A 17,196-nucleotide genomic window follows, 5' to 3' on the forward strand; every position below is an offset into this window, starting at 1 on the left:
CCCAGGGGGCACCGCCCTACCCCCGCCCCCGCGTCAGTCGCAGCAGCGCCGCCGTCTGGAACAGCAGCAAGACCGCCGTCGCGGTCTGGGCGGGCCAGGCTTCGGGCGTGGCGCGGTCCTGCCAGGACGCCGCGCCGGCCAGGGCCACTCCGACCGCCGCCGAGGCGATCAGGAAGCGGCCCGGGAACTCCGCGCTCGTGCCGTGCGGGATCGCCGAGCCGAGGACGAACACCCCCAGCAGGACGGGGATCCACGGCGCGCCGACCTCGCCGAGCAGCAGGGCGCCCGCGCCCTCCACCGCGAGGAGCAACACGAGACGCAGGAGGAATCCGGGCATGGACACATCATGCCGGGAAGGCGCCCGGTGATCCAGGCGCCAGGACCCCCGCCACCCACCCCGCAGCCCCCGCTCGGGCCGCTCGCGCCGCCGGTAGCGGGAGGCCCAGGAAGCCGTGGAAGACCCCCGCGTAGAGCCGGATCTCGCAGTCCACGCCCGCCGCCGCGAGCCGGCGCCCGTACGCCAGGCCCTCGTCGCGCAGCAGGTCGCAGTCGGCCAGCAGGATCAGCGTGCGCGGGAGCCCCGAGAGGTCCGGGGCGCGGGCCGGCGAGACGTGCGGGTGGGCGGGGTCGCCGCCGTACTGGTCCCAGTACCAGGCCATGTGCGCGGCGGTGTGGAAGTACCCCCGGCCGTACGTCGTCACGGACTCGGAGCCCATCGACGCGTCCAGCGCCGGGTACGCCAGGAGTTGGGCGGCGACCAGGCCGGGGGCGCGCAGCGCCGTCACGGCCGCGAGGTTGCCCCCGCTGGAGTCCCCCGCCACCACCACCCGCCCGGGATCGCAGCCGAGCGCCCCCGCTTCGGCCCGCGCCCAGAGCAGGACGGCCAGGGCGTCGTCGGTCGCGGCGGGCCAGGGGTGTTCGGGGGCCAGGCGGTAGTCGACGGAGACGACCACCGCCCCCGAGCCGGTGGCGAGTTCGCGGCACAGGGCGTCGTGCGTGTCGAGCCCGCACGTCACCCATCCCCCACCGTGGAGGTAGACGACGAGCGGCCGATCCCGCCGGGCCCCCGGGGCGGGGTCGTACACCCGTACGGGTACCCCGCCCGCGCGGGTGTCGTACACCGAGGCCACCTCGGGGCCCGGCGGGCGGGGTCCTGCCACGGAGACCGCGCGTAGGGCCGCCACGTCGCCGGGGCCGGGGAAGCCGGCCGTCATGGCCTCGCACAGGCGGCGGGCCCCGGGCGAAAGTCCGTCACCGGAACGGTCCACATCGACAGCGACATCGACATCGTCACTCACACGACCACCCCTCATCCGGCCGTCATCCCCCCGTCCACCGCGAACTCGGTCCCCGTCACGTACGACGAGGCGTCCGAGCACAGGAACAGCACCAGTTCCCCCACCTCCCCCGGCCGCCCCATCCGCCCCAGCGGGACGTGGGACCAGTCGCGGCCCGCGACGGCCTCGGCCACCATCGGCGTGTCGATGGCCCCCGGGTGCACGGAGTTGACGCGGATCCCGTCGCCCGCCAGGTCCAGCGCCGCCGACCGGGTCAGCCCGCGCAGGGCGAACTTGGTGGAGCCGTAGGCCGCGTGGCCGGGTATCCCGACCAGGCCGGCGGTGGAGGAGATGTTGACGATCGACCCGCCGCCGGCCGCCCGTAGCACCGGGGCCACGGCCTGGACGCCGAGGAACGGCCCGAGCAGGTTGACCCGTAGAAGCTCCTCGAAGCCCTCCGCGCTCTGCCGCTCCACGTGCGCGGTGCGCCACAGGGCCGCGTTGTTGACGAGCGCCGAGACGGTGCCGAAGGCGGCGAGGGCCTCCCGTACGACGCGGTCCCAGCCGGCGGCGTCGGTCACGTCGTGCGGCACGTACAGGCCCTGACCGCCCAACGACTCGGCGACCGCGCGACCTTCCTCCTCCCGGAGGTCGGTGACGACGACCCGGGCCCCCGCCGCCGCACACAGCCGGGCCTCTTCGGCGCCCTGGCCGCGCGCGGCGCCGGTGATGACGACGACCTTGCCGTCGAGAGAGATCACGTGCGGTTCCTCCTCTGACCTGACCGACCAACCAACCACCCCACACACACTGCGAACAGGCATACTTCTAGCAGTCACATCGATCGGGGGGAAGGCCGCCGCGACCCCGGTCGTAGACTGCGCCCGTGGCAGACGACACGGCAGACGCACAAGCCAAAACAGCGGAAGAGTCGAACCGGCGCCCCCTCCCCGCGACCAGCTGGGCGGTGCTCGGGCTGCTCTCGTTCGGGGAGGAACTCTCCGGCTACGACCTGAAGAAGTGGTCGGACCGGTCGCTGCGCTTCTTCTACTGGAGCCCCTCCTTCAGCCAGATCTACAGCGAGCTGAAGCGCCTGGAGAAGGCCGGTTACGCGACCTCGCGGATGGTCGCCCAGGAGACCGGCACCCGCGACAAGCGCGTCTACCTGATCACCGAGGCGGGCATGGCCGCCGTACGGGAATGGGCGCGCGGGGCGCCCGTCGACCCGCCGATCCTCAAGCACGGACCGATGCTGCGGCTGTGGTTGGGCCACCTGCTGGAGCCGGAGCAGATGCGGGAAGTGGTGGCCCGGCACCGGGAGTTCGCGGAGACGATGCGCTGCCACGCGGTGGCGGACGCGGAGAGCGCCAAGGACGAGCCCGCCTGGGCCTACCCGACGCTCACCCTCAAGTGGGCGGAGCGCTACTACGCCTCCGAACGCGACCTCGCGGCCGCGATGTTGGACGACCTCGCGGAACTGGAAGCGCGCACCCCCTCGGGGGACCACACACAGGACTGAGAGGCGTCCGGCGCCCCACCCCCGCCGACCCATCGGATCAAGCCTTCACGGCCGGCGGTCGTACGCACCCGGCGGTCGTGCGCACCCGGCGGTCGCCGGCGACCTCGTGCGCGCCTGACCGGCCGGCGCCGCCGGCGCGCGCTTTGATGGACGTATGACGACGAACAACTGGGCAGCGTTCGAGAAGGCGGAACCGGAGTTCGCGGAGACCGTGCGGGCCCGCTTCGCGCGGTACCCGCACCACGTCCTGGCCACCCTCCGCAAGGACGGTTCCCCCCGGATCACCGGGCTCACCGTGGACTTCCGGGGCGGGGAGCTGTGGCTCGGCATGATGCCGGGTTCGATGAAGGCCCGCGACCTCCAGCGCGACCCCCGTTTCGCCCTGCACGCCAACCCCGGCGCGGACGACACGATGCCGGACGGGGACGTACGGATCTCCGGACGGGCGGTGGAGATCGTGGACCCGCCCGAACTGCACCGGTACGCGGAGGAGACCGACTCCCCGCACCCGTTCCACCTCTTCCACGCCGTCCTGACGGAGGTGGTACGGGTCGACGTGGCCGGCGACGAGCTCGTCATCCGGTCGTGGACCCCGGCGCGCGGGCTGCGCACCCTGCGCCGGGGCAACGACGACGAGCCGCCGCGCGAGGAGACCGTCCGCTAGCGGGACTTCCCGAGGGCGGTGGTCAGGACCGTCGGGTCGACCTCCAGCCAGTTGCGGTCGATGGTGAGCGTGACGCCGCCGTACGTGGCGTCGTGGTCCCCCCGGAACTGGTGGGCCCGGCGCGGCCCCTTCCACAGGGCGCGGCCGACGGGCAGGCCCATGTCGGCGTCGGTGACGGAGGCGGCGCCGTTCCACTGGGCCACCCACAGCACCTCGGGCATGGCGTACGGGGCCTGGTGGTGGTGGCGGCTCAGCGCCTTGACGCCGGAGCTCGACGAGACGTAGGCCGCCGAACGGTAGCCCAGCTCGTGCAGGCGTACCGTCCAGGCGGTGAGGTAGGCGACGACGGGGGCGTCCCAGGTGGCGTGGTCGCTGTAGCTCTCCAGGTCGTTGTAGAGCAGGGTGCCGGGGGCCAGGCCCAGGGCGCGGGCCGCGGCGGCGGCGCCGTCGGCGGCGGTGCGGCCCTGGTCGTTGGCCTGGGAGGGGTCGGTGGACAGGCCGGTGGTGGGGTGGTTCCAGGGCTGGGGGCCGACCCAGATCGGCATCAGGTGCCAGCCCGCCTCGGCCTGCCTGCGGACCCAGCCGGCGGTGAGCTGCGGTTGGGCGCAGGCACGGGCGGGGCCGCCGATGTAGACGCCGACGGCGCCGAAGGGGGAGGCGGCCCGCCAGGTGTCCATGGTGCGCTGCTTCGGGGCGGTGCAGGTGTCGAAGCCCTCGCCGGCAAAGGCCTGTTGGGCCTTGCGGGGGGTGGGGGCGGCCGGGGTGGCGGAGGTCGGCGGACGGCCCCTGCGGGCGGGGTCCGTGCCGGTGGCACGGGCGAGGAGGGCCCGTACGGTGTCGGGCGTGGCGCCGTAGGAGAGGGTGGCCATCACCGCCGGGCCCTGGAGGGCGTACCGGACCTCGTTGCTGTCGGCCTCGGCGGGTGGCAGGGGGTCCTCGGGGGCGACGGGGAGGGTGGGGACGTCGGCGCGGGGCGGGGCGCCGTCGAGGGGTTCCAGGTGGAGGGTGTCGGCGCGGGTGGCGACGGCGCGGCGGCCGGTGCAGCGGTCCTGGGTGCCGGCATGGCCGAGGTAGAGGGTGGGCACGTCGAGGCGTAGGCACGCGTCGGGGTGGCGGTCGAGGTCGACGACGCGCCAGTCGGCGGGCAGGTCGAGGCGCAGGCCCCGGTAGTCGACGGTGTGCCCGGGGGAGGCGGCGACGGGGGCGGCGCCGACGGCCGCGACGGACAGCAGCAGGGCGGCGGCGACCGGCAGGCCCCGCAGGAGGTGTCGGGAGGGCATGGGCCCCATGGGTAGCACCCCGGGGCCGGCCTCGACGGCGCTCGCGTCCGCCCCGGATGGCCCGTCCGGCCCAGTGGTCGCCCGGCGGTTCGGCGCGCACCCCGCCCACAGGGGTGGTTGGCCGGCGTCCGCTCCACCGGGCGTGTCAGTGGCGGCGGTTACGGTGGAGGCGTCCATCCATCGACGTTCGGCTCACCAGGGGGAAGACATGGCACGCACGCACGGGGGACGCAAGGCGGTCACGCTCGCGGCGGTGGCGGCAGCGGCGGCGCTCGCGGTCGGTACGGGCACGACCCAGGCGTCGGCGCAGGAGGAGTTGATCGGCTATCCGGGCCCGGACGGGCTGATCTGGGTTCAGGAACAGGTGGGCGACGGCGGTTTCGTCTCGGGCGGCCTCTGGTCGAGGCTGGACACCTTCACCACGTTCGCCTGCGAGGGCGGCGGCAGCATCGAGGTGACGTTCCGCCTGGACAACCACCCGGACCGCAACCCGGCCCCGTTCACCCTGGACTGCCCGCAGGGCACCCCGTCCCGCATCACGGTCCCCCTGGGCACGGGCCTCTCCGGCGGCTTCGGCGCCGCCGTCAAGGCCTCCACCCCGACCACCCGCTGGGGCGCGGTAGTGGTCCAGCCCGAGTAACAACACCCGGCGGGACGTGATCAGCCCGACGGATCACGTCCCGCACCACGCCGGTTCCTCAGCTCAACGGTTCGCCACCTTGAAGCCGGCACGGACCGACTTCCCGACGCGGTCGTCGCGAATCTCAAGCTCGTCGGCAAGCTCCGTCACGAGCAACAGGCCTCGCCCTCGGCCCTCCTCCGGCACCGGGTGGCACACGACGGGGCGTCCCGGACCGCTGTCACGGACCTCGATCCACAACACCGCTTCCTCCCGCACCAGCCGAACGAGGAACTCACGCCCCACCGGGACGCCGTGCTGAACCGCGTTCGCAGCGAGTTCGGAGGCGCAGAGCCGTATGTCGTCGCGCCGTTCGAGCAGGCTCCATACCGCGAGGGTGTCCCCCACGAACTGCCGGGCCGCCCGTACCGAGGTGCGCGCCCGGGGGAATCACTGCTGTCGCGAGAAGGTCATGACTTTCCCACCGCCTTGACTCTGAGCTTCCAAGGAGACGCAGAACGTATCGCTATTCGCGAAAAGCAGCAAGGTTGCGAGGGTAGGTTCACCCCGCGCCGTCGCCTAACGTGAGGCAACGCAACACGTCAGACGTCGGAGGCATCGTGAGCGACAGTGAGTGGATCAGTACGTCGATGCCGTACCTCACCCCACGCGCCGCCGGGGCGGCGGACGCGTGGACCGAAGAAGCCCAGGGCACGGGCCGCCAGGCCGGTCAGCGCATTGTGCACGCGGGGCAAACCGTCGCCCCGGCCTTCGTCAGCCTGATGCTGGGTCTGACCGATGGGGGCCGGGTCGTCGTGCGCCGCAGGGTCATCGAACTCGACGGCGAGCCAATCGAGCTGACGGACACCTACTATCCGGCCGACATCGCGGCCGGTACTCCGCTGGCCGATACCGGGAAGATCCGCGGTGGCGCCGTGACCCTGCTCGCCTCCCTCGGGCATGTCGGCGTACGGGTCGTCGAGGACGTGACGGCGCGTGTGCCCAGCGACGAGGAACGCGAGCAGCTCCGTCTGTGCGCGGGCGAGCCCGTACTGCAACTCGCCCGCACCACGTACGACGCGGCGAACCGGGCGATCCAGGCGGACGTGATGGTCATGCCCTCCGGGCGGGGGCAGTTGCGGTACGAGATCAGGATCGGATGACCTTGCCCACGCCAGAAGCCGAAGGAACCGACCCCCGGCCCCTGCACGCCCGCATCGCGGCCGATCTCCGTGACGAGATCATGAGCGGCGTTCTGGTAGCGGGAGCCAAACTGCCCTCCACGGCGCAGCTGAAGGCCCGCTTCGACGCGTCCAACGCGACCATTCAAAAGGCCGTTCAGCGCCTCAAGGACGAGGGCCTGGCCGTCGGCCGCGCGGGCGCGGCGGTGACCGTCCGGGAGAGCCGGCAGCGGACCGTACGCCCGGCGCTCTCCCTCGCACCGGCGGTGGCCGGGGCGGCGTTCCCCTGGCTCGCCGGAGCGGCCGAAGGGCAGGCCGCGGCGCGGAGTTCGCTTCTGGCGGTCGAGGAGGTCGAGGTCAGCGGCGACGTCGCCGAAGCCCTCGGCCTGCCGGAAGGCGCCCCGGCGGTCCGCCGTCGCCAGCTGATCAGCATCGACGGCGAGCCCGCCGAACTGGTGACTTCGTACTACCCTCCGGACATCGCCAGGGGAACCGCCCTGGCCGGAGCGCAACGCATCCGGGGTGGCACGCCGACCGTGCTGACCGAGCTCGGCATTCCGCCGCGCCGCAGCGTGGACCGGGTTTCCGCCCGGGTCGCGACGCAGGAGCAGTACACCGCCCTCCGGCTGCCCGGGGAGTTGCCGGTCCTTCGGACCCTCCGGACCGTGTACGGGCCGGACGACCGCCCCATCGAGGTCACGGTCATGGTGAAGGCGGGACACCTCTACGAGCTCCGGTACGAGTTCGCCACCGAGTAGCCCCCCCCCCCGGGCCCCTGAACGCCACCGCGCCCGCCATCCCTGGTCGGGGACATGGCGGGCGCGGTGTCGGGGTTCCGCACGTCGTTGTGCGGTCCGTATGAGGGGTCCCGCCCTTCGCGGGGCGGGGGTACTGCGGGTGATGCGGGGCTCGCGCCGAGCGGTGCGGGCTCGGCGTCGAGGGGTGGGTTACACCATCAGGGAGCGGTCCGTCGGCTTGACCGGGTACGGGAGGGTGCTGGTGCCGGTCAGGTAGCGGTCCACGCCGCGGGCGGCCGAGCGGCCTTCCGCGATGGCCCACACGATGAGCGACTGGCCGCGCCCCGCGTCACCGGCGACGAAGACGCCGTCCGCGTCGGTGGCGTACGAGGCGTCGCGGGCGATGTTGCCCCGCTCGTCCAGGCTGACGCCGAACTGCTCGACCAGGCCGTTGGACTGGTCGGTGCCGGTGAAGCCCATCGCCAGGGTGACCAGCTGCGCGGGGAGGACGCGCTCGGTGCCGGGCTTCTGGGTCAGCTTGCCGTCGACGAACTCCACCTCGACGAGGTGCAGGGCCTGGACGTTGCCGTCCTCGTCGCCCTCGAAGTGGGTGGTGGAGACGGAGTAGATCCGCTCGCCGCCCTCCTCGTGGGCCGAGGTGACCTTGTACAGCATGGGGAACGTCGGCCACGGCTGGCCGGCGGGCCGGTCCTCCGAGGGCTTCGGCATGATCTCCAGCTGGGTGACGGACAGCGCGCCCTGGCGGTGGGCGGTGCCCACGCAGTCCGCGCCGGTGTCGCCGCCGCCGATGACGACGACGTGCTTGCCCTCGGCCGTGATGGGGGGCGCCATGAAGTCGCCCTCCTGGACCTTGTTCGCGAGGGGCAGGTACTCCATCGCGAAGTGGATACCGCGCAGGTCGCGCCCCGGAACGGGCAGGTCGCGGGAGACGGTGGCGCCCGCCGCGACGACGACCGCGTCGAACCGCTTGCGCAGGTCGGTGGCGGTGATGTCGCGGCCGACCTCGATGCCCGTACGGAACTTGGTGCCCTCCGCGCGCATCTGCTCGATGCGGCGGTTGATGTGCACCTTCTCCATCTTGAACTCGGGGATGCCGTAGCGCAGCAGGCCGCCGATGCGGTCGGCGCGCTCGTACACGACCACGGTGTGGCCGGCCCGGGTCAGCTGCTGGGCGGCGGCGAGACCGGCCGGGCCGGAGCCGATGACGGCCACGGTCTTGCCGGAGAGCCGCTCGGGGGCCTGCGGGGTGACGTCGCCGTTGTCCCAGGCCTTGTCGATGATCGAGACTTCGACGTTCTTGATGGTGACGGCCGGCTGGTTGATGCCGAGGACGCACGCCGACTCGCACGGAGCGGGGCACAGGCGGCCCGTGAACTCCGGGAAGTTGTTGGTGGCGTGCAGGCGCTCGCTGGCCGCCGTCCAGTCCTCGCGGTACGCGAAGTCGTTCCACTCCGGGATCAGGTTCCCGAGCGGGCAGCCGTTGTGGCAGAACGGGATGCCGCAGTCCATGCAGCGGCCGGCCTGCTTGCTGATGATCGGGAGCAGCGAGCCCGGAACGTAGACCTCGTTCCAGTCCTTGAGGCGGTCGGCCACCGGACGGGAGCAGGCGGTCTCGCGGGGGGTGGTGAGGAAGCCCTTCGGGTCAGCCATGGGTCGCCGCCTCCATCATCTTCTCCGTGGTCTCGGATTCCGAGAGTCCGGCCAGCTCAGCGGCGTCCTTGGCGGCGAGCACTGCCTTGTACGTGGTCGGGATGATCTTGCTGAAGCGGGCCGCCGAGGCGTCCCAGTCAGCCAGGAGCTTCGCGGCCACGGTCGAGCCGGTCTCCTCCTCGTGGCGGCGCACCACATCGTGCAGCCACTGCTTGTCGGCGTCGGAGAGGTCGGTCTCGACCGCCTCCGCGTTGCCGGTGTTGACGTTGCACGGGTCGAGGTCGATGACGTACGCGACACCGCCCGACATGCCGGCCGCGAAGTTGCGGCCCGTCTCGCCGAGGACGACGGCGGTGCCGCCGGTCATGTACTCGCAGCCGTGGTCGCCCACGCCTTCCGAGACGACCAGGGCGCCGGAGTTGCGGACGCAGAAGCGTTCGCCGGTGCGGCCGCGCAGGAACATCTCGCCGCCGGTGGCTCCGTAGCCGATGGTGTTGCCGGCGATGGTGGAGTACTCGGCGAGGTGGTCGGCGGCGCGGTCCGGGCGGACGACGACGCGGCCACCGGAGAGGCCCTTGCCGACGTAGTCGTTGGCGTCGCCCTCCAGGCGCAGGGTGATGCCGCGCGGCAGGAAGGCGCCGAAGGACTGGCCGGCGGAGCCGGTGAAGGTCAGGTCGATGGTGTCGTCGGGCAGGCCCGCGCCGCCGAACCTCTTCGTGACCTCGTGGCCGAGCATGGTGCCGACGGTGCGGTTGATGTTGCGGATCGCGACGCTCGCGCGGACCGGCTGGGCGCTCTCGGCGGAGTCGGCGGCGAGGGCGTCGGCGGCGAGCTCGATCAGCTCGTTGTCGAGCGCCTTCTCCAGGCCGTGGTCCTGGGCGATCAGGGCGTGGCGGACCGCACCCTGGGGCAGGTCGGGCACGTGGAAGAGGGGCTCCAGGTCGAGGCCCTGTGCCTTCCAGTGGGTGACGGCCTTGCTGGTGTCGAGGAGTTCGGCGTGGCCGACGGCCTCCTCGATCGAGCGGAAGCCCAGCTCGGCGAGGAGCTCGCGCACCTCCTCCGCGATGAACTCGAAGAAGTTGACGACGAACTCGGGCTTGCCGGAGAAGCGGTCGCGCAGGACCGGGTTCTGCGTGGCGATGCCGACGGGGCAGGTGTCGAGGTGGCAGACGCGCATCATGACGCAGCCGGAGACGACGAGCGGCGCGGTCGCGAAACCGAACTCCTCGGCGCCGAGCAGCGCGGCGATGACGACGTCGCGGCCGGTCTTGAGCTGGCCGTCGGTCTGGACGACGATGCGGTCGCGCAGCCCGTTGAGCAGCAGGGTCTGCTGGGTTTCGGCGAGGCCGAGCTCCCAGGGGCCGCCCGCGTGCTTGAGCGAGGTCAGCGGGGAGGCGCCCGTTCCGCCGTCGTGGCCGGAGATGAGGACGACGTCCGCGTGTGCCTTGGAGACACCGGCGGCGACCGTGCCGACGCCGACCTCGGAGACCAGCTTCACGTGGATGCGGGCGGCCGGGTTGGCGTTCTTGAGGTCGTGGATCAGCTGAGCCAGGTCCTCGATGGAGTAGATGTCGTGGTGCGGCGGCGGGGAGATCAGGCCGACGCCGGGGGTGGAGTGGCGGGTCTTGGCGACCCACGGGTACACCTTGTGGCCGGGCAGCTGGCCGCCCTCGCCGGGCTTGGCGCCCTGCGCCATCTTGATCTGGATGTCGTCCGCGTTGACCAGGTACTCGGAGGTGACGCCGAAGCGGCCGGAGGCGACCTGCTTGATCGAGGAACGCCGCGCCGGGTCGTACAGGCGCTCCGGGTCCTCGCCGCCCTCACCGGTGTTGGACTTGGCGCCCAGCCGGTTCATGGCGATGGCGAGGGTCTCGTGCGCCTCCTTGGAGATGGAGCCGTACGACATGGCGCCGGTGGAGAAGCGCTTGACGATCTCGGAGACCGGCTCGACCTCGTCCACGGAGATCGACGGGCGGCCACCGTCCTCGGCGGCCTTGAAGCCGAACAGGCCGCGGAGCGTCATGAGGCGCTCGGACTGCTCGTTGACCCGGTCCGTGTACTTCTTGAAGATGTCGTAGCGGCGGTTGCGGGTGGCGTGCTGGAGGCGGAAGACCGTCTCGGGGTCGAAGAGGTGCGGTTCGCCCTCGCGGCGCCACTGGTACTCGCCGCCGATCTCCAGCGCGCGGTGCGTGGCGGGGATGCCGGTGGCCGGGTACGCCTTGGCGTGGCGGGCGGCCACCTCCTGGGCGATGACGTCGAGGCCGGCGCCGCCGATCTTGGTGGCGGTGCCGTTGAAGTACGTACCGACGAACTCTTCGTTCAGGCCGACGGCCTCGAACACCTGGGCGCCGCGGTAGGAGGCGACGGTGGAGATGCCCATCTTGGACATGACCTTCAGGACGCCCTTGCCGAGCGCGTAGATCAGGTTCTTGATGGCCTGCTCCGGCTCCAGGCCGGACAGGAAGGTACCGGCGCGCAGCAGGTCCTCGACGGACTCCATGGCCAGGTACGGGTTGACGGCGGCGGCGCCGTAACCGATGAGCAGCGCGACGTGGTGGACCTCGCGGACGTCGCCGGCCTCGACCAGCAGCCCGACCTGGGTGCGCTGCTTGGTGGCGATGAGGTGGTGGTGCACGGCGGAGGTGAGCAGCAGCGACGGGATCGGCGCGTGCTCGGCGTCCGAGTGGCGGTCCGACAGGACGATCAGGCGGGCGCCGGCCTCGATGGCCGCGTCGGCCTCGGCGCGGATCTCCGCGATCCGGGCGGCCAGCGCCTCGCCGCCGCCGGAGACCCGGTAGAGGCCCGAGAGGGTGGCGGCCTTCATGCCGGGCATGTCGCCGTCGGCGTTGATGTGGATGAGCTTGGCCAGCTCGTCGTTGTCGATCACCGGGAAGGGCAGGGTGACGCTGCGACAGGACGCGGCGGTCGGCTCCAGCAGGTTGGACTGGGGGCCGATCGAGGACAGCAGCGAGGTGACGAGCTCCTCGCGGATGGCGTCCAGCGGCGGGTTGGTGACCTGCGCGAACAGCTGGGTGAAGTAGTCGAAGAGCAGCCGGGGGCGCTCGGAGAGGGCCGCGATCGGGGAGTCCGTACCCATGGAGCCGAGCGGCTCGCCGCCGGTGCGGGCCATGGGCGCGAGGATGACGCGCAGCTCTTCCTCGGTGTAGCCGAAGGTCTGCTGGCGGCGGGTGACCGAGGCGTGGGTGTGGACGATGTGCTCGCGCTCGGGCAGGTCCGTCAGCTCGATCTCGCCGGTCTCCAGCCATTCCGCGTACGGGGCGGCGGCGGCCAGCTCGTTCTTGATCTCGTCGTCCTCGATGATCCGCTTCTGGGCGGTGTCGACGAGGAACATCTTCCCGGGCTGGAGGCGGCCCTTGCGGACGACCTTGGCGGGGTCGATGTCGAGGACGCCGACCTCGGAGCCGAGGACGACGAGCCCGTCGTCGGTGACCCAGTAGCGGCCGGGGCGCAGGCCGTTGCGGTCGAGGACCGCGCCGACCTGGGTGCCGTCGGTGAAGGTGACGCAGGCGGGGCCGTCCCAGGGCTCCATCAGCGTGGAGTGGTACTGGTAGAACGCGCGGCGGGCCGGGTCCATGGAGGTGTGGTTCTCCCACGCCTCCGGGATCATCATCAGCACGCTGTGCGGCAGCGACCGGCCGCCGAGGTGGAGCAGCTCCAGGACCTCGTCGAAGGAGGCGGAGTCGGAGGCGTCGGGGGTGCAGATCGGGAAGATCCGGTCGAGCGCGCCGTCGCCGAAGACGTCGGAGGCCAGCTGGGATTCGCGGGCCACCATCCAGTTCCGGTTGCCCTTGACCGTGTTGATCTCGCCGTTGTGCGCGACGAAGCGGTACGGGTGGGCGAGCGGCCAGGACGGGAAGGTGTTCGTCGAGAACCGGGAGTGGACCAGGGCGAGCGCCGAGGCGAAGCGGCGGTCGGAGAGGTCCGGGAAGAAGGGCTCCAGCTGGCCGGTGGTCAGCATGCCCTTGTAGACGATGGTGCGCGCGGAGAGCGACGGGAAGTAGACGCCGGCCTCGCGCTCGGCGCGCTTGCGCAGCACGAAGGCCTTGCGGTCCAGCTCGATGCCCGTGGCGCCGTTGGAGACGAACAGCTGCGAGAAGGCGGGCATCGTGGTGCGGGCGCCGTTGCCGAGCAGGTCCGGGGTGACCGGGACCTCGCGCCAGCCGAGGACCGTGAGGTTCTCCTCGGCGGCGATGGCCTCGATGCGCTCCACGGCGACGGCCTGTGCGGTGCCGTCGGCGGGGAGGAAGGCGATGCCGACGGCGTACGCGCCGGCCTCGGGAAGCTCGAATCCGGCGACCTCGCGCAGGAACGCGTCCGGCACCTGGGAGAGGATTCCGGCGCCGTCGCCCGAGTCCGGCTCCGAGCCGGTCGCGCCGCGGTGCTCAAGGTTCCGCAATACGGTCAGGGCCTGCTCAACGAGGGTGTGGCTGGCCTCGCCGGTGAGGTTCGCCACGAATCCGACGCCACAGGCGTCCTTCTCGTTGCGCGGGTCGTACATGCCCTGCTGGGCGGGGCGACCGTCCATGGGCGACCAGGCTGTGGTGCTGGGGCCGGTCGCGGAGTGCGTGGATGCGGAACGCATCGGCTCTCCCGTCGTCGTCGTGGCATATGTGCATAGCCGAGGGACGACGTTGGCCCTCTGCGAGAAATTTCGTGCAGGTTACATGATGACGGCAATCCCGCGAAGCGGATATTGGCCTTCCAGCATGCGGACACGGCACGAGGCAAAAGAGAGGACCTTCACCGGGCCACAGAGGGATCTACGAGGATTTCTGCGGACACGACGCGGGGCGAAGGTCCCGGCGCGGAGCGGGCATCATTGCCCGGCGCCCTGGTCTGATGCCCGGCGGTGAGGGAATCGAAACCGCCGGGTAACGGACTACTTATGTTGCGTACCGCATAGTGTCTCACTCCCGCGCCGGTTAGCCTATGGCGCCGCCGATCCAGGTTCCCAGGATGTACGTCACACCGGCGGCCGCGCCACCCAGGACGAGCTGGCGCAGGCCGCTGAACCACCAGGACCGCGCCGTGACCCGCGAGACGATCGCCCCGCACGCGAAGAGCCCGACGAGCGCGAGCACCACCGCCGGCCACAGGGCGGTCGCGCCGAGCAGGTACGGCAGGACGGGCAGCAGCGCGCCCAGCGCGAAGGAGCCGAACGAGGACACCGCCGCGACCAGCGGCGACGGCAGGTCGTCGGGGTCTATGCCGAGCTCCTCGCGGGCGTGGATCTCCAGCGCCCGCTCGGGGTCCCGGGACATCTGCGCCGCGACCTCGCGGGCGAGCGCCGGTTCGACGCCGCGCGAGACGTAGAGCGCGGCGAGCTCCTCCATCTCGCCGACCGGGTGCTTGCGCAGCTGGCGGCGCTCCACGTCCAGCTCGGCGAGGACCAGCTCGCGCTGGGAGGCGACGGAGGTGTACTCGCCGGCGGCCATCGAGAAGGCGCCGGCCGCCAGCCCGGCCAGGCCGGTGATCGCGACGGTCTGCGGGGACACCGCGCCGCCCGCCACACCGGTCATCAGGGCGAGGTTCGAGACGAGTCCGTCCATCGCACCGAAGACGGCCGGCCGCAGCCATCCGCCGTTGACGTCACGGTGGGTGTGGTTGTCACGGTGGGCGGTGTGCAGTGGTGCTTCGATGTCGATGATGGACATGGGCGGCGAATCTCCCCTTTTGCGCGAGTGGGTGCGCGAGTGGGTGCGCGAAAGCGACGCGCAACCGTGCCCGCCGTGAGGCGCTCCCCCTGAACACCTCGAAACTACGCGCGATTTCTGCCCGCCGCCGGCAAGGAAGGCCGTACTTACCTGGGGTTTCGTGGATCGGCGACCGGGTGACGGGGGGCCGCGCGAGGCGTTTCGCGACGAGCGACAAACCACATGCCGTGGCACAAATCCCCCATGGGCTCATGATGGGTCCCCGTGACGTGGAGAGGCGCCCGATGGAGCTGATTGCATGCGATCCGCAAGTCCTCCTCCAACGGGCCAGGGGCGCGCTTCTCGGCCTCGCGGTGGGTGACGCGTTGGGCGCCCCCGCCGAGAACATGAAGCCGTCGGAGATCCGGGCCCGGTGGGGCCGCATCGAGGGCTTCGTGAGCGAGGACCCGGCCGGTACGGACGACACGGAGTACGCCATCTTCTCGGGCCTGCTGCTCGCCCGGCACGGCTCGGCGCTGACCGTCGCCCACGTCGAACGGGCCTGGCACACCTGGATCGCCGACCTCGACGAGGGCCCGTTCCGGGGCGCCGGCTTCTCCGAGCGGGGCACGCTGGAGAACCTCCGCCGGGGCCTGGCCGCGCCGATCTCCGCGCAGCACCGTCACGCCTGGTCGGACGGGCTGGCCATGCGGGCGGCGCCGTTCGGGGTGTTCGCGGCGGGCCGCCCGGCGGAGGCGGCGCGGCTCGTCGCCATCGACGGCACCGTCAGCCACGACGGCGAGGGCATCTACGGGGGCCAGGCCGTGGCCGCCGGGGTCGCCGCCGCGATGGCGGGGGGCTCCCCCGCGTCCGTGGTCTCGGCGGCGCTGTCCGTCATCCCGTCCGACTCGTGGACGGCCCGCTCCCTGCGCCGGGCGGTCACGGCCGCCCCGCGGGGGGAGCGGGCGGTCCGCTCGGCGGTGGTCATCGGCGGCTACCCGTGGACGGACCTGGCGCCGGAGGCGGTGGGCCTGGCGTTCGGGGCGTTCGCCGCCTGCCGGGGGGAGTTCGTCGACTCGGTCCTGACCGCCGTGAACATGGGCCGGGACGCCGACACCACCGCCGCCGTCGCGGGCGCCCTGTCCGGGGCCCTGTCGGGGGCCCCCGCGATCCCCCCGCCCTGGGCGGCGGCCATCGGCCCGGTCCGGGGCAGCTGCCTCCCCTCGATGCGCGGCTACCACGTCCTGGACATCGCGGACCTCCTCACCCCCGAATCCGAGCCCCCCCGATGACCCCCGCCCCGACCCCCCCGCCGACCACGACGGGCACGAGCACGTTCCACACCGCCACCCCGCCCCGGCCCGGGACGGAGCCCCCGCCCCCCGTAGCCGCAGCCGCGAACCCCGGCGCCCCGCCCCGCCCCGGCGGGCCATCCGGCCCGGTCCGGCAGGACGACCGGCGGGTCGCGGCCCTGTCCTCCGCGGGCTCGGCGGTGCGAGCCCTCACCGGAACCCCGGCCGGGGCGGTGCGCGTGCTGCGCGCGGAGCCCCGTACCGCCGCCGCCCCGCAGGGAATGGAGCTCCGGCACCCCACCCGACCCGCGGAGCGGGACGTGCGGCGGATCGAGGGGTTGTTGCTCGGGTTGGCGGCGGGGGATGCGGCCGGGTGGCCCGCGGCTCGGCATCGGGCCAGCCGGATGCCCGAGTGGACGCGCCGCCTGACCCGCGAGCTCGACACCTTCGCCGAGCAGAACGCCACCACCACCCTCCCCGTCCCCATCGCCCTCAACCAGCCCCCCGAGCCCCTGCGCCTGGGCCCCTCCGACGACGCCGAATGGGCGGCCTTCGCCGCCGAGTCGGTCCTCACCGCCGCCGGCGCGCTGCTCAGCGACCTCTCCCGGTCCCGCCGCATGCGCGCCGCCATCGACCTCGCCTGGAACGCCCTCGCCAGCGAGGTCGCCGCCGCCGCCGAGCGGGCCCCCGAGGTGGAGTCCGCCGTACTGCCGCTGCGCGCCCGGATCTCCGTCCGCGCCGGCCTCGGCAACCTCGCCGCCGGCCTGCGCCCGCCCGCCACCGGCCACGACAACCCGCACTACTTCGACGACGCCGCCTGCGTCCGCGCCTGCGTCCTGGCCGTCGTCCATCCCGGCGACCCCCACGCCGCCGCCGAACTCGCCGAGTTCGACGCCCGCTACACCCAGGACGGCGACGGGGTCCACGGCGCCCGCGCCATGGCCGCCGCCCTCGCCACCGCCCTCGCCGGCAGCGACACCGACACCGCCGTCGACGCGGCCCTCGCCCAACTGCCCGCCGGCACCGAGATCGGCCGCAACGCCCGCCACGCCGTCGAACTCGCCCGCGCCGCCGCCGGCACCCCCGACGGCGGCGCCTTCGCCCTCGTCCCGCTCCTGGAGCACCAGATCGTGGACCACGTCTACAGCTACGGCATCGCCGCCGCCGAGACCGTCCCCGTCGCGCTCGCCCTCGCCACCGCCGCCCGCGGCGCCGTCGCCGAGGCCGTGCCCGCCGCCGCCTGCCTCTCCCGTGTCGCGGACTCCGCCCCGCCCTCGCGGGCGCCCTCACCGGCGCCCTCGG

13 protein-coding genes and 2 pseudogenes are annotated in these 17,196 nt (G+C 72.8%); 7 read left to right on the plus strand and 8 right to left on the minus strand.

Annotation, left to right across the window (positions count from 1 at the left end):
• Nucleotides 1-16: 16 nt before the first annotated feature.
• The 3 genes from M4D82_RS09260 to M4D82_RS09270 are packed head-to-tail and all read right to left on the minus strand — an operon-like array spanning nt 17 to nt 2,038.
• Nucleotides 17-337 (minus strand): hypothetical protein, encoded by a 321-nt coding sequence (locus M4D82_RS09260; protein WP_249765575.1) that lies wholly within the window; start codon nt 335-337, stop codon nt 17-19.
• Nucleotides 338-344: 7 nt separating this feature from the next.
• On the minus strand, nt 345-1,298 hold the full coding sequence (locus M4D82_RS09265) for an alpha/beta hydrolase (RefSeq protein WP_249765576.1): 954 nt from the start codon (nt 1,296-1,298) through the stop codon (nt 345-347).
• An 11-nt stretch (nt 1,299-1,309) separates the two neighbouring features.
• Nucleotides 1,310-2,038 (minus strand): SDR family NAD(P)-dependent oxidoreductase, encoded by a 729-nt coding sequence (locus M4D82_RS09270; RefSeq protein WP_249765577.1) that lies wholly within the window; start codon nt 2,036-2,038, stop codon nt 1,310-1,312.
• Nucleotides 2,039-2,163: 125 nt separating this feature from the next.
• Between M4D82_RS09270 and M4D82_RS09275 the strand changes: the two genes are divergently transcribed.
• Nucleotides 2,164-2,796: a PadR family transcriptional regulator gene (locus M4D82_RS09275; protein WP_249765578.1), complete on the plus strand. Its 633-nt coding sequence runs from the start codon at nt 2,164-2,166 to the stop codon at nt 2,794-2,796.
• A 154-nt stretch (nt 2,797-2,950) separates the two neighbouring features.
• Nucleotides 2,951-3,460 carry a pyridoxamine 5'-phosphate oxidase family protein gene (locus M4D82_RS09280; RefSeq protein WP_249765579.1) on the plus strand — a complete coding sequence of 170 codons (510 nt, stop codon included), beginning with the start codon at nt 2,951-2,953 and terminating at the stop codon, nt 3,458-3,460.
• Here M4D82_RS09280 and M4D82_RS09285 read toward each other — a convergent pair.
• On the minus strand, nt 3,457-4,740 hold the full coding sequence (locus tag M4D82_RS09285; RefSeq protein WP_249765580.1) for a DUF1906 domain-containing protein: 1,284 nt from the start codon (nt 4,738-4,740) through the stop codon (nt 3,457-3,459). The genes M4D82_RS09280 and M4D82_RS09285 overlap by 4 nt on opposite strands.
• Before the next feature lie 208 nt (nt 4,741-4,948).
• Here M4D82_RS09285 and M4D82_RS09290 point away from each other — a divergent pair, with 208 nt between their 5' ends.
• The gene (locus tag M4D82_RS09290; RefSeq protein WP_249765581.1) at nt 4,949-5,380 is read left to right on the plus strand and encodes a hypothetical protein; all 432 of its coding nucleotides are present in this window, start codon (nt 4,949-4,951) and stop codon (nt 5,378-5,380) included.
• 63 nt (nt 5,381-5,443) lie between these two features.
• Here M4D82_RS09290 and M4D82_RS09295 read toward each other — a convergent pair.
• Nucleotides 5,444-5,794: pseudogene (locus M4D82_RS09295) on the minus strand (ATP-binding protein); the annotation flags it as partial.
• A 185-nt stretch (nt 5,795-5,979) separates the two neighbouring features.
• Between M4D82_RS09295 and M4D82_RS09300 the strand changes: the two are divergent.
• A complete protein-coding gene (locus M4D82_RS09300) occupies nt 5,980-6,522 on the plus strand; it encodes a UTRA domain-containing protein (protein ID WP_249765583.1) in 543 nt (180 codons plus the stop codon).
• Nucleotides 6,519-7,298 (plus strand): GntR family transcriptional regulator, encoded by a 780-nt coding sequence (locus tag M4D82_RS09305; protein WP_249765584.1) that lies wholly within the window; start codon nt 6,519-6,521, stop codon nt 7,296-7,298. The genes M4D82_RS09300 and M4D82_RS09305 overlap by 4 nt, the downstream gene beginning before the upstream one ends.
• 189 nt (nt 7,299-7,487) lie before the next feature.
• Here the strand turns inward: M4D82_RS09305 and M4D82_RS09310 are convergent, their stop codons facing one another.
• The 3 genes from M4D82_RS09310 to M4D82_RS09320 form a co-directional block, all read right to left on the minus strand.
• Nucleotides 7,488-8,948, minus strand: coding sequence for a glutamate synthase subunit beta (locus M4D82_RS09310; RefSeq protein WP_249765585.1), 1,461 nt, complete (start codon nt 8,946-8,948; stop codon nt 7,488-7,490).
• Nucleotides 8,941-13,494, minus strand: coding sequence for a glutamate synthase large subunit (gene gltB / locus M4D82_RS09315; RefSeq protein WP_502989058.1), 4,554 nt, complete (start codon nt 13,492-13,494; stop codon nt 8,941-8,943). The genes M4D82_RS09310 and gltB overlap by 8 nt, the downstream gene beginning before the upstream one ends.
• Before the next feature lie 397 nt (nt 13,495-13,891).
• Complete coding sequence (locus M4D82_RS09320) at nt 13,892-14,623, minus strand: VIT1/CCC1 transporter family protein (protein ID WP_249765587.1); 732 nt, start codon at nt 14,621-14,623, stop codon at nt 13,892-13,894.
• 284 nt (nt 14,624-14,907) lie between these two features.
• Between M4D82_RS09320 and M4D82_RS09325 the strand changes: the two genes are divergently transcribed.
• On the plus strand, nt 14,908-15,894 hold the full coding sequence (locus M4D82_RS09325; protein WP_249765588.1) for an ADP-ribosylglycohydrolase family protein: 987 nt from the start codon (nt 14,908-14,910) through the stop codon (nt 15,892-15,894).
• A gap of 281 nt (nt 15,895-16,175) precedes the next feature.
• Nucleotides 16,176-17,099, plus strand: a pseudogene (locus M4D82_RS09330) (ADP-ribosylglycohydrolase family protein); the annotation flags it as partial.
• Nucleotides 17,100-17,196 lie beyond the last annotated feature (97 nt).

Source organism: Streptomyces sp. RerS4 (assembly GCF_023515955.1).
In the GTDB taxonomy this organism is placed as follows: Bacteria; Actinomycetota; Actinomycetes; order Streptomycetales; family Streptomycetaceae; genus Streptomyces.

Bases quoted from the DNA above. Each gene is read 5' to 3' on its own strand.
- M4D82_RS09305 (WP_249765584.1), top strand. From the start codon at position 6,519: ATGACCTTGCCCACGCCAGAAGCCGAAGGAACCGACCCCCGGCCCCTG.
- gltB (WP_502989058.1), bottom strand. From the start codon at position 13,494: ATGGACGGTCGCCCCGCCCAGCAGGGCATGTACGACCCGCGCAACGAG.
- M4D82_RS09280 (WP_249765579.1), top strand. From the start codon at position 2,951: ATGACGACGAACAACTGGGCAGCGTTCGAGAAGGCGGAACCGGAGTTC.
- M4D82_RS09260 (WP_249765575.1), bottom strand. From the start codon at position 337: ATGCCCGGATTCCTCCTGCGTCTCGTGTTGCTCCTCGCGGTGGAGGGC.
- M4D82_RS09310 (WP_249765585.1), bottom strand. From the start codon at position 8,948: ATGGCTGACCCGAAGGGCTTCCTCACCACCCCCCGCGAGACCGCCTGC.
- M4D82_RS09285 (WP_249765580.1), bottom strand. From the start codon at position 4,740: ATGCCCTCCCGACACCTCCTGCGGGGCCTGCCGGTCGCCGCCGCCCTG.
- M4D82_RS09290 (WP_249765581.1), top strand. From the start codon at position 4,949: ATGGCACGCACGCACGGGGGACGCAAGGCGGTCACGCTCGCGGCGGTG.
- M4D82_RS09325 (WP_249765588.1), top strand. From the start codon at position 14,908: ATGGAGCTGATTGCATGCGATCCGCAAGTCCTCCTCCAACGGGCCAGG.
- M4D82_RS09320 (WP_249765587.1), bottom strand. From the start codon at position 14,623: ATGTCCATCATCGACATCGAAGCACCACTGCACACCGCCCACCGTGAC.